Origin of the sequence: Kitasatospora sp. SC0581, from assembly GCF_048159585.1 — a bacterium.
Lineage (GTDB): Bacteria > Actinomycetota > Actinomycetes > Streptomycetales > Streptomycetaceae > Kitasatospora.
This window is the reverse complement of sequence record NZ_JBLRWA010000008.1, coordinates 60,772-74,440: the sequence shown is the minus strand read 5'-3', so window position 1 is coordinate 74,440 and position 13,669 is coordinate 60,772. Positions and strand designations below refer to the sequence as shown.

The following is a 13,669-nucleotide window of genomic DNA, read 5'->3' as shown; positions in this document are numbered from 1 at the left end:
GTTGTCGGAGGCGGTCGCGAGGTGGGCTGGTCGGTTGCGGGCTCGCCGTCCTCGCCGGAGGGTCGGCTTTCCTGATGCTCCCGGGTTTCCGGTTGGTGCGTCGGCCCGCGTGAGAAGTCGGACCGGCCGACTTCTCACGCGCGGGTCCCGGGGCACTCGTGGTGCGGGAAGGCTGCTGGGGCGGTTTCCGGGGGCCGCCGGGGTGGGCTGTGGGATGCGAAGGGGGATCCGGGCGGCGAGCTGTCGGCCGTAGCCCGGCTTGGAGGCGGCCGTGAGGAGGGCCGTTCAGGTGGGCTGGTCGGTTGTGGGCTTGCCGTCCTGGTTGGAGGGTTGGCCTTCCTGGCACTTCCGAGGCGCCGGTGGGGCGTTGGTCTGCGCGAGAAGTCGGACCGGCCGACTTCTCGCGGTGGGGGAAGCCTGCTGAGGACGGTTCTCGGAGTTCGCTGGGGTGAGTTGCGTGATGTGGCGGGGGCTCCGGCCAGGCGCGTACCCCGGTTGCTGTCCAGGATTGCCTGCGGGGAGGAAGGCGGGGCCCGCAGGGCTGTTGGTGAACTGGCCGATGCCGTCGGCGAGGCGGCGGCTCCTATGGTGCCGTTCCCGCTTGGACTGGTCGGGGCGCCGCACGTGGTCCGCGAGGCCGAGTTGCCGGAGGCGCCCGCGCGGAGGGCCGGTCGGTTGCGGGCTCGCCGTCCTGGCTGGAGGGTGGGCCTTCCTGGTGCTTCCGGGGCGGCGGTAGGAGTGTTGGTCTGCGCGAGAAGTCGGACTGGCCGACTTCTCGCGTGATGGCCCCGGGTCGCTCGCGGTGGGGGAGGTTGCGGAGGGGTGGTTCTCGGGGTTCGTTGGGGTGAGTTGCGCGATGTGGCGGGGGCTTTGGCCGGGCGCGTTCTCCTGTTGCCGTCCCGGATCGCCTGTGGGGAGGAGGGCGCGGCCCGCAGGGCTGTTGGTGAACTGGCTGATGTCGTCTGCGATGCCGAGTTGCCGGAGGCGGCCGCGACGAGGGCCGTTCAGGTGGGCTGGTCGGTCGTGGGCTTGCCGTCCTGGTTGGAGGGTGGGCCTTCCTGGTGCTCCCGGCTCGCCGGTGGGGCGTCGGGCTGCGTGAGAAGTCGGGCTGGCCGACTTCTCGCGCGAGGGCCTCGGGGCACTCGTGGTGGGGGGAGGGAGGGATGCCCCGCCGTTTCCGGAGGCGTGACCGGGGAACCGGTGGTCGCGGGGTGGCCCTCAGGTGTCGAAGGTGATGGCGGGCGTCCCGGAGTTCCGGGTGAGGAAGTGCAGCAGCTCGGCGAAGCCGCGCGCGTCGTCGAGGGCCTTGTGGGTGTGCCGCACGCCGCCGAGCCAGTGCGGGGGCAGTGCCGGTGCCGGGAGGTCCGCGGGCGGTCGGCCGGTCAGTGCCGCCGTGTACGAGCGCAGGCACAGGGCCGGGCCGTGGAAGAGGAGATCCTGCTCGTAGGGGCCTTGGTGCAGTCCGAAGGAGGTGAACCGGCGCAGGTAGTAGTCGATCCAGGTTCCGTCGAACGACAGGGGTGCCGCGGCGAACGCCCGCCGGCCGGGCAGGGACCGGACCCACTCGACGTACCTGGTCATGACGTCGGTGACGGGCTCCGGGTTCGTCGTCGCGGCCTCCCAGGCGCCCGGCTCGGAGTCGAACCATTCCTTCGTGCGCGGGTTCGGGGCCGATCCGGGAAGCGGTTCGAGGACGGCTTCGAACTCGCCGAAGGTCCGGCCGTCCATGGTCGTGGCCACGGACGCGAAGGACCGCATCGAGTTCGGTCCCGGCCACGGGCCGTCCACCTCGATGTCGGTCACCACGTAGGTCCAGTCGCTGAGTTCGGTCATGCGGCCGACGCTACCGCCACGGCCTCCCCCGTCGGTGCGGGTTCACGCGAAGCGGTTGCCGCCGGTGGTCCCGTTTGATGGGCTGGTCGGATGGGACACGCGGGGCAGGAGAGCCGGACGGCGAGGTACGACCGGATCGGCGTCGGGTACCGGCAGGTCCGTCGGCCCGATCCGCGGCTGCACGCGTTGATCGGGTCGGCGCTGCGGGGAGCGCGCACGGTGGTCAACGTCGGTGCGGGGGCTGGATCGTACGAGCCGGAGGACGCCGAGGTCACGGCCGTCGACCCGTCGCAGGTCATGCTCGACCAGCATCCGGGGGAGCGGAAGGTCAAGGCCTCGGCCGAGCAACTGCCCTTCGAGTACGGGGCGTTCGACGCGGCGATGGCTGTCCTGACCGTCCACCACTGGTCGGACCCGCGGCGCGGGCTGGCCGAGCTGCGGCGGGTCGCGCGGCGGCAGGCGGTGTTCACCTGGGACCCGGCGCACCGGCCGCAGCTGTGGCTGCTGGAGGACTACCTGCCGGAGATCAGGGAGTTGGAGGACTCCCGCTTCACGCCGCTGGAGCAGGTGGTGGAGGCCCTGGACGCGCACACCGTGCTGCCCTTCCCCGTTCCCTGGGACTTCACCGACGGCTTCCAGATCGCCCACTGGCGGCGGCCCGAGCACTACCTGGACCCGGTGGTCCGGCAGGCCAGTTCGACCTTCGCGCAGCTGCCGCCGGAGGTGGTCGAGCCGGCCGTCGAGCGGCTGCGGGCCGACCTCGCCTCGGGGGCGTGGCACCGGCGGTACGCCGACCTGCTCGACCGGGACAGCATGGACTACGGCTACCGCCTGGTCCTCGCCGGCGAGCGGCCGGCCGGGTAGGCGTTGTCGGCGGCTGCCGCCGCACAGGAAGTCGGCCCGGCCGACTTCCTGTGCAGCGCGGCTGGTTGGCCGAGGGCCGTGAACGGAGCGCAGGACTCGCAGGTGCCGATCCCGGGGGTACGAGGACGGCCCCTCGGTGCCGGGCGAAGCCTGCTGGGGCGCGGCGGCCGTCAGGTCGTCGAGGGGGAGCCGACTTCCGGCGGCTAGGGTTGGGGCCATCGATCGATGCGCGGGGGCCAAGTCGATTGCCGTAGAGGGATCCTGGCGTCCCCGTCCGCTGCCGAAGGGGCCGCCGTCATGCCGGATTCCGCCACGCCCAGCCCGCCCAGCACACCCAGCCCGCTCGACCTGCTCGTCCGCTACCGGCGGGCGATGCTCGACCTGGACGCGGACGCGCTGGCAGAGCTGTACGCCGAGGGCGGGGTGCACGAGTTCCCGTTCCTGTTCCCCGGGATGCCGGAGCGGTACCGGGGGCGGGAGGAGATCCGGGCCGGCTACCGCGCCGCCTGGGGTGCGAGTGCGGCGCGGCCGCGGGAGATCCGGGAGGTGGCCGTCCACCCGGGTGCCGACCCGGAGGTGCTGACCGTCGAGCAGCAGGTGGTCGGGACGCTCGCCACCACCGGGGAGCCGTTCACCGTGCCTGGCCTGCTGGTGATGCGCGCCCGGGACGGCCTGCTGGTGCACGTGCGGGACTACATGGACGGCCTGGGCGTGGCCCACGCGATGGGCCGGCTGGGTGCCGTCGCCGCGCGCCTGGGGGCCGGGGCGGCCGGCAAGTAAGAGGGGGCGGAGTGGGAAGTCGGACCGGCCGACTTCCCACTCCATGAGCGGCTCGGTCAGAGGGCGAAGTGGGCGGCGATGCCGTCGAGGACGCAGTCGAGGCCGGTTTCGAACTGCCAGTCGGGGTCGTCCTTGCGGGTGGCCGCGTGGAGGTAGCGCTGGTAGTTGGGGTAGCGGCCGGTGCCCATCAGCCAGGTCATCCGGGGGGCGAGGCCGGCCCGGGTCTGGTCGCCGTCGGACCAGCCGCGCTCGCGGCGCAGGGTGTCAAGGGTGACCTCGGTGGTGACCGAGCCGTGGACGTAGCCGGTGACGGTGCGGAACACCGCCATGGTGGTGTCGGCGTCCAGGCCGTGTTCGGCCAGGGCGGCGAACGCGTGCTCGGGGACGGCGAGTTGGTTCGGGCTGAGGGAGAACGGGGTGGCCGCCCGGACGGTCCACGGGTGGGCGAGGTGCATGGCCCGCAGGTGGAGGGCGAGGGCGCGCATGGTCTCCCGCCAGTCCTCGGCGGGGGCGGCGTCCAGGGGGAGTCGGCCGTAGACGAAGTCGACCATCAGCTCGATGAGTTCGTCCTTGCCGGAGACGTACCGGTAGGCGGCCATCGGGGCGACGCCGAGTTCGGCGGCCAGTCGGCGCATGGTGACGGCGTCCAGGCCCTCGGCGTCGGCGACGGCGACGGCGGCCTCGGCGATTCGCTGCGGGGTCAGGGTGGTGCGCGGGGCGGGGGCCGGGCGGTCCAGGCGCTCCCAGAGTGACGCCGGGGGCCTGTCGTCGCCGGCGGGGGTGTCCCCGGTGGGGGCCTGCTGAGCGGGCATGGGGGCGGGCTCCTTCCGACTGGGGGTCGGTCCCACCGTAGCACCCTCCTGTGTACGGCGTATCGGCAGTGGACGCCGTACACGTCGATGTGTACGTTGTATTCGAGACGGATACGTCGTACACACCAGCCATCCCGAAGGGGGACTCCCATGTCCACGGAGCAGAGGTCCAGCGAGCGGACGTCCAACGAGCGGACGTCCAGCGAGCAGGCGTCCAACGAGCAGAACCTGAAGGTCGCCGTCCTCGTCGGCAGCACCCGCGACGGCCGCTTCGGCCCGGTGGTCGCCGACTGGCTGCTCGGCCACCTCGAGGCGCGCGGCGACCTGACCGCCGACCGGATCGACCTGGTGGAGACCCCGCTGCCCGTCACCTTCCCGTCCTTCGGCGGCGAACTCTCGCCGGACGACGCCGCGCTGCTGGCCGCCGTGTCGCCCCGGCTGGAGGCGGCCGACGCCTTCGTGATCGTCACGCCCGAGTACAACCACAGCTTCCCGGCCCCGCTGAAGAACGCCATCGACTGGCACAACCGGCAGTGGCACGGCAAGCCGGTCGGCTTCGTCTCGTACGGCGGCCTGTCCGGCGGCCTGCGGGCGGTCGAGCAGCTGCGGGTGGTGATGGCCGAGCTGAACGCCGCCACGATCCGCAACACGGTCAGTTTCCACGGCGCCTCGCAGTGCTTCGACGCCGAGGGCAAGGCGATCGACCCGGCCGCCGACAATGCCGCCAAGACCATGCTCGACCAGCTCACCTGGTGGGCGCAGGCGCTGCGGGACGCCCGCCGGGCCCGCCCGTTCTCGGCCTGAGCCGGGGAAGGGGGCGGACGGCATGGCCACGGAACAGAGCGGGGGCCAGAACAAGGAGCAGGCCGACGAGCGGCCCAAGCCGCCGCTGCTCGGCGTCGTCGGACTGATGCTCGGCATCTTCCTCTCGGCCCTCGACGGCCAGATCATCGGCACCGCGCTGCCGACCATCGTCGGCGACCTCGGCGGGCTGGAGCACCTCTCCTGGGCGGTCACCGCCTACCTGCTGACCTCCGCCGCCGCCACCCCGCTCTGGGGCCGGCTCGGCGACCTGTACGGGCGCAAGGGCGCCTACCAGTGGGCGGTGGTGGTGTTCCTGGCCGGCTCGGTGCTGGCCGGACTCGCCCAGGACATGGGGCAGTTGATCGCCTTCCGGGGCCTCCAGGGGATCGGCGCGGGCGGGCTGATGGTCGGCGCGCTCTCGGTGATCGGGGTGCTCGTCCCCGCCTCCGACCGGGCGCGGGTGCAGTCGGTGGTCGGCGTGCTGATGCCGATCGCCTTCGTCGGCGGACCGCTGCTCGGCGGCTTCCTCACCGAACGGCTGAGCTGGCGCTGGGCCTTCTACGTCAATCTGCCGGTCGGGCTGGTCGCGCTGCTCGCGGTCGGCGTCGGGGTACGGCTGCGGACGGAGCGGGTGCGCGCCCCGTTCGACTGGGCCGGGGTCGCCCTGCTGACCACCGGCATCCTCGCGCTCACCCTGGTGGGCAGTTGGGGCGGCACCGCCTACTCCTGGACCTCCCCGGTGCTCCTCGGCACGGCGCTGGTCGCGCTGGTCGCGCTGGGCTGGTTCGCCCGGACCGAACTGCGCGCCCCCGGGCCGCTGATCCCGCCCGCGCTGTTCCGCGACCGCAACTTCACGGTGGCGCAGATGCTCGGCTTCCTCACCGGCGCGGTGATGATCGCCCTGGTCGGCTACCTGCCGCTCTACCTGCAGCTGGCCCGGGGCGCCTCGCCCACCGCCGGCGGGCTGCTCCTGCTGCCGCTGATGCTCGGCATGATGGGCACCCAGCTGGTGACGGCGCGGCTGATGGGCCGGCCCGGCGGCGAGCGGCGCTACCCGCTGCTGGGCGGCGCGGTCACCCTGGCCGGCGGCGCGCTGCTGCTGCTCCTGCGCACCGACACCCCGATCGCCGTGGCCTCGGCCCTCACGGCCGTCGCCGGGATCGGCCTCGGCCTGGTGATGCAGAGCACCCTGCTGACCTCGATGGGGGCGGTCCGGCCGCAGGACATGGGCGCGGCGATGGGCGTGGTCACGCTGCTGCGGAGCATCGGCGGCTCGCTCGGCATGGCGGCGCTCGGCGCGGTCTACACGGCGCGGCTCACCGACTCCCTCACGGAGCGCCTCGGGGCCGCCGAGGCCGGCCGGCTCACCGGCGGAGGGCTGACCCCGGCCTCCCTCGACGGCCTCCCGGCCGAGGTTCGCGACGCCGTCGGGGCGGCGGTCACCGGCGGCCTGCACGGCACGGTCGTGGGCGGGGTGCTGCTGGCGGCCGCGGCGACGGCCCTCGCCTGCCTGGTCCGCCCGCGGCAGGGAGCGGCCAGGGAGATCAAGCCGGCCGACACCCCCGCGAAGGCGGCCACGGCCGGGTGATCCGGAGAACGCGCAGGCCCCCGGGCGGAACGGGGGACCGCCCGGGGGCCTGCGGAAAAGCCGGTCAGCTCAGCACTCGATGACGTTCACGGCGAGCCCGCCGCGCGAGGTCTCCTTGTACTTGATCTTCATGTCGGCCCCGGTCTCCTTCATCGTCTTGATCGCCTTGTCCAGCGAGACGTGGTGCCGTCCGTCGCCGCGCAGCGCCATCCGGGCCGCGGTGACGGCCTTGACGGAGGCCATGCCGTTGCGCTCGATGCAGGGGATCTGGACCAGGCCGCCGACCGGGTCGCAGGTGAGGCCGAGGTTGTGCTCGATGCCGATCTCGGCGGCGTTCTCGACCTGCTCGGGGGTGCCGCCGAGGACCTCGGCGAGGCCGCCCGCGGCCATCGAGCAGGCGGAGCCGACCTCGCCCTGGCAGCCGACCTCGGCGCCGGAGATGGAGGCGTTCTCCTTGAAGAGCATGCCGATGGCGCCGGCGGCGAGCAGGAAGCGGACGATGCCGTCGTCGTCGGCGCCCGGGATGAAGTTCAGGTAGTAGTGCAGGACGGCCGGGATGATCCCGGCGGCGCCGTTGGTCGGCGCGGTGACGACCCGGCGGCCGGAGGCGTTCTCCTCGTTCACGGCCATCGCGTAGAGGGTCACCCACTCCATCGCGTTGGCCGGCCCGATGCCCTCGGCGCGCAGCGCGCGGGCACCCGAGGCGGCCCGGCGGCGGACCTTCAGCCCGCCCGGCAGGATGCCCTCGCGGGACATGCCGGCCCGCACGCACTCCTGCATCACGGACCAGATCTCCAGCAGACCGGTCCGGATCTCCTCCTCGCTGCGCCAGGCCTTCTCGTTCTCCAGCATCAGGCCGGAGATCGACAGGCCGGTCTCCCGGCTGAGCCGCAGCAGCTCGTCACCGGTGCGGAAGGGGTACTTCAGCACGGTGTCGTCGGGCTTGACCCGGTCCGCGCCGATCGCGTCCTCGTCCACCACGAAGCCGCCGCCGACCGAGTAGTAGGTCTTCTCCAGCAGGGTCGAGCCGTCCGCCGCGTACGCCCACAGGGTCATCCCGTTGGCGTGGTACGGCAGCGAGCGGCGGCGGTGCAGGATCAGCTGGGTGTCGGGGTCGAAGTCGATCGGGTGCTCGCCGAGCAGGTTGATCCGCTTCTCGGCGAGGATCCGCTCGACGTCCTTGTCGGCCTGGTCGACGTCGACGGTGCGGGGCGAGGCGTTCTCCAGGCCGAGCAGGACGGCCTTCGGGGTGCCGTGGCCGTGGCCGGTGGCGCCGAGCGAGCCGTACAGCTCGGCCCGTACGCCCGTCACCCGGTCCAGCAGGTCCTCGGTGCGCAGTCGGCGGGCGAACATCCGGGCGGCGCGCATCGGGCCCACGGTGTGGGAGCTCGACGGGCCGATGCCGATGGAGAAGAGGTCGAAGACGCTGATGGCCACGGGGGACGTCCTTGTCTGGTCTCGTGGAAGGACTTGCGGGCAGGGAGGGGCCGACACGGGACGGGGCACCGCGCGCACTTCCAGTGTGCGCGGTGCCCCGGGGTGCCTGGTACGCCGGAGGGGTGAGGCCGGTCACCCCGCCCGAACGATCACCGGAGTGATCAGAGGTTCGGGTAGAGCGGGTACTTCGCGGCCAGGGCGGAGACCCGGGCCTTCAGCGCGTCGGCGACGGTCTCGTCGAAGGCGGGCTTGAGCGCCTCGGCGATGATGTCGGCGACCTCGCGGAAGTCCTCGGCCTGGAAGCCGCGGGTGGCCAGGGCCGGGGTGCCGATGCGCAGGCCCGAGGTGACCATCGGCGGGCGCGGGTCGTTCGGGATGGCGTTGCGGTTGACGGTGATGCCGACCTCGTGCAGCCGGTCCTCGGCCTGCTGGCCGTCGAGCTGGCTGTTGCGCAGGTCGACCAGGACCAGGTGGACGTCGGTGCCGCCGGAGAGCACGCTGGCGCCGGCCTCGGCCACGTCGGCCTGGAGCAGGCGCTCGGCGAGGATGCGGGCGCCGTCCAGGGTGCGCTGCTGGCGCTCCTTGAACTCCTCGGAGGCCGCGACCTTGAAGGCGACCGCCTTGCCGGCGATCACGTGCTCCAGCGGGCCGCCCTGCTGGCCGGGGAAGACCGCGGAGTTGATCTTCTTGGCGAACTCGGCCTTGGACAGGATGACGCCGCCGCGCGGGCCGCCCAGGGTCTTGTGGGTCGTGGTGGTGACCACGTCCGCGTAGGGCACCGGGTTCGGGTGCAGCCCGGCGGCCACCAGGCCGGCGAAGTGCGCCATGTCCACCATGAGCAGCGCGCCGACCTCGTCGGCGATCCGGCGGAACGCGGCGAAGTCGAGCTGGCGCGGGTAGGCGGACCAGCCGGCGATGATCAGCTTCGGCTGGTGCTCCTTGGCGAGGCGCTCGACCTCGGCCATGTCGACCTGGCCGGTCTTCTCGTCCACGTGGTACGCGGCCACGTTGTAGAGCTTGCCGGAGAAGTTGATCTTCATGCCGTGGGTCAGGTGACCGCCGTGGGCCAGGCTCAGGCCCAGGATGGTGTCGCCCGGCTGGATCAGCGCGAACATCGCGGCGGCGTTGGCCTGCGCGCCGGAGTGCGGCTGGACGTTGGCGTGCTCGGCCCCGAACAGGGCCTTGATGCGGTCGATCGCGATCTGCTCGACCACGTCGACGTGCTCGCAGCCACCGTAGTAGCGGCGGCCGGGGTAGCCCTCCGCGTACTTGTTGGTGAGCACCGAGCCCTGGGCCTCCATGACCGCCACCGGGGCGAAGTTCTCGGAGGCGATCATCTCCAGGGTGGTCTGCTGGCGGTGCAGCTCGGCGTCGACCGCGGCGGCGATCTCCGGGTCGAGGGCGTGCAGGGACTGGTTGAGAACAGTCATGGTGTGGTCTTCCCGGGAGGAGGAGGGAAAGGGGCCAGGGCGGGACGGACCGCGGTGCGGCGGCCCGTCCCGTCGGGGGCTCAGCCCTGGGGGTTGGTGAGCGCGTCGTACTCGTCGGCGCTGAGCAGCTCGTCGGTGGCCTCGACGCGCACCTTGAACAGCCAGCCGCCCTCGAAGGGGTCGCTGTTGACGAGGGCGTTGTTGTCCAGGACGTCCGGGTTGACCTCGGTGACCTCGCCGGTCACCGGGGAGAACAGGTCGCTGACCGACTTGGTGGACTCCAGCTCGCCACAGGTCTCGCCGGCGGTCACGGTCTCGCCGACCTCGGGCAGCTGCACGTAGACGATGTCACCGAGCGCGTCCGCGGCGTGCTTGGTGATACCGATCGTGGAGACACCGTCCACGGCGGCCGTCAGCCACTCGTGCTCCTTGGTGTACTGAAGGTGCTGGGGGTTGCTCATGGCGTCATTCTCCAGGATGGGAAGCGGGTACGACGAAGCGGGCCGCCGCGCGGACGGCTGCGACGTGCGCGTATGGGAAAACGGGGGGCGTGCGAGGGGTCAGCGGGCGCGCTTGTAGAACGGCAGCGCCACGACCCTGACGGGCTCGTGCTTGCCGCGCACGTCCACCGCGACGGTGGTGCCGGGGGCGGCGTGGGCGGCGTCGACGTAGGCCATCGCGATCGGCTGCCCCAGGGTCGGGGACGGCGCGCCGGAGGTGATCCGGCCGATCGGCTCGCCCTCGGTGGAGACCACGGTGTACTCGGCGCGCGGCACCCGCTTGCCGTCGGAGACCAGGCCGACCAGCACCTTCGGCGGGTTGGTCTCGGCCGCGGCGGCGGCCGCCTCCAGGGCCTTGCGGCCGACGAAGGCGCCCTCGTTGGTGGTCTTGTCGAAGCGGACGACCCGGCCCAGGCCGGCGTCGAACGGGGTCAGGTCGGTGGACAGCTCGTGCCCGTACAGCGGCATGCCGGCCTCCAGGCGCAGCGTGTCGCGGCAGGACAGGCCGCAGGGGACCAGGCCGCGGTCCGCGCCGGCGGCGGTCAGCGCCTGCCAGACCGGCTCGGCGTCGGCCGGGTGGCAGAAGATCTCGAAGCCGTCCTCGCCGGTGTAGCCGGTGCGGGCGAGCAGCACCTCGCGGTCGGCCACGAAGGCCGGGAGGATCGCGTAGTACTTCAGGCCGGGCAGGTCGGCGTCGGTGGTGTCGGCCAGGATGCCGGTGGCCTCCGGGCCCTGGACGGCGATCAGCGCGTAGGTGTCGCGGTCGTCGGTGACGACGGCGTCGAAGCCCTTGGCACGGGCGATCAGCTCGTCGAGGACCAGCTGGGCGTTGGAGGCGTTGGCGACGACCAGGAAGGCGTCCTCGCGCAGGCGGTAGACGATCAGGTCGTCCAGGATGCCGCCGTCCTCGGCGCAGATCATGGTGTAGCGGGCGCGCAGCTCGCCGAGCGCGGAGACGAAGCCGACCAGGGCGTGGTCCAGCATCTCGCCGGCCTGCGGGCCGGTGACGGTGATCTCGCCCATGTGCGAGAGGTCGAACAGGCCGGCCTTGGTGCGGACGGCGAGGTGCTCCTCGCGCTCGCTGCCGTAGCGCAGCGGCATGTCCCAGCCGGCGAAGTCGGTCATGGTCGCGCCGAGGGCGCGGTGCAGCGCGTCGAGCGCGGTCAGGCGGAGGGACGACATGGCCAGGAACTCCTCGGTCGGGGCACTCAGGGGTGCACGCACCGGACCGGACCCGCTGGGGGGCCGACCCTGCGCGCGGGCATGCGGCGGCGTGGGTCTCCCCATCTGTCGTCGAACCTGAGAGCTTCACCGCCCCGCCGCCCGCAGCCGTTTCCAGCTTGGGGGACAGCATGACGGCTTGCACCGTGGGTGGGCGCACGACAGGGCCGGGCGCCGCTTTCCAGATGTGCCTAACCCGTGCGGTAGGGGTGCCTGAGAGATTCCGGGGAGGACTTGCTCCTTCGGCGCCGGCTGTGCCTGAGCGGCACTCCGGGCTCTCCCGCGCGGGTTCGAGCGGCCGGTATGGAGTTGTGGGGGCCCGCGGCGCATGCCGTCGGACGGGCACATCATGGCACGTCCCGGACGACGAGGGGAGGGGGGACCCGGTCACACCGCGCGGGACCCGAACACGAGTCCTGACCGCACCCCCCGCACGCCTCTAGACTGCTGCGCGTCGGTGCGGCAGTGGGCGGCCGACGGCAGAGGGCGGAATCGGCGGCGCATGGGGTACCCGGTGGAGCAGCAGCAGGGGTGGGGCGGACCGGAGGAGGCGCCGGCGGGCGGCTCCTGGCCGGCCAACGAACTGGAGCAGGTGCTGACCGCGGCCCTGGGCGACCCGGGCGCGACCCCACGGGTGTTCGAGGTGCTGGCGCGCAGCCAGGTGTGGGTGCCGCTGCCGGCCGGGGCCGACCCGCAGGGCCAGGCGCTCGACCTGCCGACCATCGAGCTGGGCGGCGACCCGTACGTGCCGGTGTTCTCCTCGCAGGAGGTGTTCCTCCAGCAGGCGCCGGGGATGGCCTTCGCGATCGCGCCGGTGTGGGAGTTCGCCCGCGGGCTGCCGCTGGGCCTGGGCATCGCGGTGAACCCGGACGCGCCGGTGGGCCTCCCGGTGCCGCCGCAGGGGGTCGCCGAGCTGCGCCGCGGCCCGCGCGAGGACCGCTGGGAGCAGGCCGAGGGCGCCGCGGAGCCGACCGGCGGCCGGGTGGCGCTGCGCGAGCCGGTGCCGGGCGAGGACCCGGAGCACTTCCTGGCCGCCTGCCGGAGCGAACTGTCGGCGCTGCCCGGTGTGTTGACCGCCCGCAGGGCGCTGGCCAGCATCGAGGGCGAACCGACCGTGATGTTCGTGGGCGTCCAGTTGGACCCGGCGGCCCCGGCCGACCCGGCCGCGGTGAACGAGGCACTCGGGCGAGCGCTGGGAACCGCGCCGCTGCCCGGGGGCGTCCACCTCGTACTGCTCGACCTCGCCGACGACCCGGTGGTCGAGTGGCTGCTCACCCGGGTACTGCCTTTCCACACGCGGGCGTGAGCGGGTCCGGATCAGAGGCACGTCGCCGTGGCGGTGGCCGGTGCCGCGCCATAGGGTGCGTGCAGACGGCCGACGGGTCGGCGGGTTGAGGGAAAGAGGCGCGGCGAGGTGGGCGCATGAGTGCGGGAACGGGAGCGGGCGGTGTGCCGGGGCCCTGGGGCCAGGCACCGGCCGGGCGCCCGGGAGCTGATCCCGGCGCGTTGGAGCGCGCCCTGCGCGACGTCGCGCCGGAGCGCTACGACGCGTACGAGCGGCTGCTGCACGCGCTGGCGGACGGCCGGGTCTGGATGCTGCTGTGGCACGGCACGCCGGGCAGCCCGGACGCGCAGTACGGGAACATGGAGATCAGCGGCCACGGCTACGCGCCGGCCGTCACCTCGCCCGAGCAGCTGACCGCCTCCGGCTGGGCGCGGGCCCACGAGGTCGTCTCCGGCCGGGAGATCGCGGCCTCGCTGTACCGCACCCGCTGGGGCCTGTGGCTCAACCCGCACGCCCCCGGCGGCGGCGTCGGCGTGCCCTGGGCGGACCTGCGCCGGGTCGCCGCAGGCCTGGACCGGCTGCCGGCCGGGCCGTTGAAGCTCAGCGAGCCGCAGTTGAACGCCCAGCCGTTCTTCGCGCTGCTGGAGCGGCAGGCCGCCGAGGTGCGCGCGGTCCGGGCACTGCGCCGGGCCTGGGTGCAGCCCGCGGTGGGGGAGCCGTACCTGGCCATCGGCCTTGACCTCTACGAGAGTTCGCCGCCGGCGGTGGAGGCGGTGCGGGCGCTGATGCAGCGCGCGATCGCGGTGGCCCCGGAGGGGCTCGCGGTGTCCACGGTGGCGATGTCGGACGAGTACGACCCGGTGGCGCTGTGGATGCGCGCCAACGCGCGGCCGTTCTTCGACCGGGAGGCGGGCCGCCCGCCGACCGGCCCGTACCCGCCGGTGCCCCCGCCGCCGTACCCCGGGCAGTCGATGCCGGGCTACGCGTACGGCACCCAGCCGCCGGCGCAGGGCTGGCAGCAGCAGCCGCAGCGGCCGTGGCCCGGCTACCCCGGGCGCTGAATCCCAAAACCCATTCTCCGAAGCCGACTTGATTGTCCGTCAAGTCGGCTTCGA

Annotated in this window: 12 protein-coding genes and 1 riboswitch; of the genes, 6 read left to right on the top strand and 6 right to left on the bottom strand. The window is 73.2% G+C overall.

Annotated features, from left to right (window positions below; genetic code table 11):
- Positions 1–1,218 precede the first annotated feature (1,218 nt).
- Positions 1,219–1,833: a hypothetical protein gene (locus ACLWS4_RS15680; protein ID WP_380782874.1), complete on the bottom strand. Its 615-nt coding sequence runs from the start codon at positions 1,831–1,833 to the stop codon at positions 1,219–1,221.
- A 90-nt stretch (positions 1,834–1,923) separates the two neighbouring features.
- Here ACLWS4_RS15680 and ACLWS4_RS15675 point away from each other — a divergent pair, with 90 nt between their 5' ends.
- Entirely contained in the window at positions 1,924–2,697 is a 774-nt protein-coding gene (locus ACLWS4_RS15675; RefSeq protein ID WP_416874401.1) for a class I SAM-dependent methyltransferase, read from the top strand.
- 297 nt (positions 2,698–2,994) lie between these two features.
- Entirely contained in the window at positions 2,995–3,477 is a 483-nt protein-coding gene (locus ACLWS4_RS15670; RefSeq protein WP_416874400.1) for a nuclear transport factor 2 family protein, read from the top strand.
- 56 nt (positions 3,478–3,533) lie between these two features.
- On the opposite strand, the gene ACLWS4_RS15665 is transcribed toward ACLWS4_RS15670, so the two are convergent.
- Positions 3,534–4,289: a TetR/AcrR family transcriptional regulator gene (locus tag ACLWS4_RS15665; protein ID WP_387822119.1), complete on the bottom strand. Its 756-nt coding sequence runs from the start codon at positions 4,287–4,289 to the stop codon at positions 3,534–3,536.
- Between the two features lie 150 nt (positions 4,290–4,439).
- Between ACLWS4_RS15665 and ACLWS4_RS15660 the strand changes: the two genes are divergently transcribed.
- Together ACLWS4_RS15660 and ACLWS4_RS15655 are read left to right on the top strand one after the other, a co-directional pair.
- Positions 4,440–5,093 carry an NADPH-dependent FMN reductase gene (locus ACLWS4_RS15660; protein ID WP_416874399.1) on the top strand — a complete coding sequence of 218 codons (654 nt, stop codon included), beginning with the start codon at positions 4,440–4,442 and terminating at the stop codon, positions 5,091–5,093.
- 22 nt (positions 5,094–5,115) lie between these two features.
- Positions 5,116–6,681: an MDR family MFS transporter gene (locus tag ACLWS4_RS15655; protein WP_416874398.1), complete on the top strand. Its 1,566-nt coding sequence runs from the start codon at positions 5,116–5,118 to the stop codon at positions 6,679–6,681.
- A 69-nt stretch (positions 6,682–6,750) separates the two neighbouring features.
- On the opposite strand, the gene ACLWS4_RS15650 is transcribed toward ACLWS4_RS15655, so the two are convergent.
- The 4 genes from ACLWS4_RS15650 to gcvT form a co-directional block, all read right to left on the bottom strand.
- Entirely contained in the window at positions 6,751–8,118 is a 1,368-nt protein-coding gene (locus ACLWS4_RS15650; protein ID WP_074001486.1) for an L-serine ammonia-lyase, read from the bottom strand.
- A 161-nt stretch (positions 8,119–8,279) separates the two neighbouring features.
- On the bottom strand, positions 8,280–9,548 hold the full coding sequence (glyA, locus tag ACLWS4_RS15645; RefSeq protein WP_049649095.1) for a serine hydroxymethyltransferase: 1,269 nt from the start codon (positions 9,546–9,548) through the stop codon (positions 8,280–8,282).
- An 80-nt stretch (positions 9,549–9,628) separates the two neighbouring features.
- Positions 9,629–10,009 carry a glycine cleavage system protein GcvH gene (gene gcvH / locus ACLWS4_RS15640; RefSeq protein ID WP_049649096.1) on the bottom strand — a complete coding sequence of 127 codons (381 nt, stop codon included), beginning with the start codon at positions 10,007–10,009 and terminating at the stop codon, positions 9,629–9,631.
- Positions 10,010–10,108: 99 nt separating this feature from the next.
- Positions 10,109–11,230: a glycine cleavage system aminomethyltransferase GcvT gene (gcvT, locus tag ACLWS4_RS15635; protein WP_049649097.1), complete on the bottom strand. Its 1,122-nt coding sequence runs from the start codon at positions 11,228–11,230 to the stop codon at positions 10,109–10,111.
- A 230-nt stretch (positions 11,231–11,460) separates the two neighbouring features.
- Positions 11,461–11,562: riboswitch (glycine riboswitch) on the bottom strand.
- Between the two features lie 209 nt (positions 11,563–11,771).
- Here gcvT and ACLWS4_RS15630 point away from each other — a divergent pair.
- Together ACLWS4_RS15630 and ACLWS4_RS15625 are read left to right on the top strand one after the other, a co-directional pair.
- Complete coding sequence (locus ACLWS4_RS15630; protein ID WP_117489618.1) at positions 11,772–12,575, top strand: enhanced serine sensitivity protein SseB C-terminal domain-containing protein; 804 nt, start codon at positions 11,772–11,774, stop codon at positions 12,573–12,575.
- Between the two features lie 116 nt (positions 12,576–12,691).
- Positions 12,692–13,615, top strand: coding sequence for an enhanced serine sensitivity protein SseB C-terminal domain-containing protein (locus tag ACLWS4_RS15625; RefSeq protein WP_079271895.1), 924 nt, complete (start codon positions 12,692–12,694; stop codon positions 13,613–13,615).
- Positions 13,616–13,669: the final 54 nt, after the last annotated feature.